Raw genomic sequence first — 1786 nt, 5'->3', positions numbered from 1 at the left:
CCCCCCCCCGTCGCAACCCCCCACCCCCCACGCGCCGCCGGGCAGTCCCCCGCGCGGTGTGCACGACGGAAAGCAGCACCCCATGAGCAACAGCAGTGGCCGAGGGCTCCAGGCGAACGTCCTCGGCACGTTCGACACGGCGGTGATGGCCGTGGCGGGCAGCGCCCCGGCGTACTCGATCGCCACGACGACGGCGGTCCTGGTGGGGGCGGTGGGCCTGGCGAGCCCGGCGGCCCTGCTCTACTGTGCGCTGCCGATGACCGGCATCGCGCTCGCGTACAGCCATCTGGGGCGGATCGACGCGAACGCGGGCGCCGCCTACGCGTGGGTGGGCCGTACGCTCCACCCGTTCCTCGGCTTCCTCAGCGGCTGGGCGCTGGTGGTCGCCGCGACCCTCTTCATGGTCGCGGGTTCCCTGCCCGCCGGCTCTTTGACGCTCTCCCTCTTCGACGAGGGGCTGGCGGACAGCACGGCCTGGTCGACGGCGGTCGGCGCGGGCTGGTTCCTGCTGATGCTGGCCGTCGTACTGGGTGGCGCTCGGCTCACCGCACGGGCACAACTCGTCATCACCGGCGTGGAGTTGGCGATCCTCGCGCTCTTCGCCGGGCTGGTCCTCCTGCACGCGGACAGCGCGCGGGCGTTCGACTGGTCCTGGTTCGGGCTCGGGCAGTTCGACGGGGTCTCCGGGTTCGCGTCGGGGGCGCTGGTCGCCGCGTTCTACTTCTGGGGCTGGGACGTCACGAGCAACCTCAGCGAGGAGACGCGCGACAGCCGCCGGACGACCGGGCTCGCGGGGCTGATCGGGCTCGGGGTCGTGTTCGTGCTGTTCGAGGTCTACACGGTCGCCGTGGACGTGGTGCTGACCCGGGAGGAGATCGACCTCGGCGCGGCGAACGTGCTGGGGGCGCTCGGGGCGGCCGTGTGGCCCGGGTGGGGCGGGAAGCTGCTGGTCGTGGCGGTGATGCTGTCGACGGTCGCGACGCTGGAGACCGCGCTCGTCCAGGTCACGCGGTCGCTGTTCGCGATGGGCCGGGACCGGACGATGCCGGCCGCGCTCGGCCGGGTCCACCGGCGCTGGAACACGCCGTGGGTGGCGGTCGCCGTGGTCGGGGCGGTGGCGCTGACGCTGCTCGTCGCGTCCAACGCGCTCGGCTCGGTGCGCGAGATCCTCTCCGACGCGATCGCGGCGATCGGCCTCCAGATCGCCCTGTACTACGGACTCACCGGGCTCGCCGCCGTCGTCGCCTACCGGAAGGTGCTGCTCAGGTCCGCGAGTGTGTTCCTGCTCGGCGGGGTGTGGCCGCTGTGCGGTGCGCTCTTCATGTTCTGGGTCTTCGCGCAGTCCCTGGGCGGGCTGAGCGTGACGGCGGTCTCCATCGGCCTCGGCGGCCTCGCCCTCGGCCTGATCCCCATGCTCCGCTACCGAGGCAGCGACTACTACCGCCCGACCCGCCTCGACGCCTCCCGGGTGATCCCCTGCCACGCCGTCCCGGGCCACAGAGGCGCGTACGAGGGCCTGCCGACGGACTTCTGACCCGCTGCGGGCCGCAGGCTTCCGGCACACGGGCGGACGACGTCCCCGGCCGGCTTCTCACGACGGCCCCCCTCCCCCGCCCCCTCTTGTCCCCGACCCCCGAGGCAGGCCTCATGGCACGCGACCGCTTCTCGCCCGACTTCGACCCCGACTGCGGGGACGAGGCCCTCACCGCGACCCGGGCGGACCTCGTGATCGGCAGATGGCACGGCCCGCGCGACCTGCTGCGCGCGACCGGCGCCGACTGGGCGG

General features: G+C 73.5%; 1 protein-coding gene. It reads left to right on the top strand.

Annotated features, from left to right (window positions below):
- Positions 1 to 82 precede the first annotated feature (82 nt).
- Positions 83 to 1534, top strand: coding sequence for an APC family permease (locus ACVNF4_RS35620; RefSeq protein ID WP_461806977.1), 1452 nt, complete (start codon positions 83 to 85; stop codon positions 1532 to 1534).
- Positions 1535 to 1786 lie beyond the last annotated feature (252 nt).

It is taken from the genome of Streptomyces sp. S6 (assembly GCF_054880855.1).
The sequence above is the reverse complement of the archived record's forward strand: the minus strand, read 5'-3'. Positions and strand labels throughout refer to the sequence as shown.

Bases quoted from the DNA above. Each gene is read 5' to 3' on its own strand.
- ACVNF4_RS35620 (WP_461806977.1), top strand. From the start codon at position 83: ATGAGCAACAGCAGTGGCCGAGGGCTCCAGGCGAACGTCCTCGGCACG.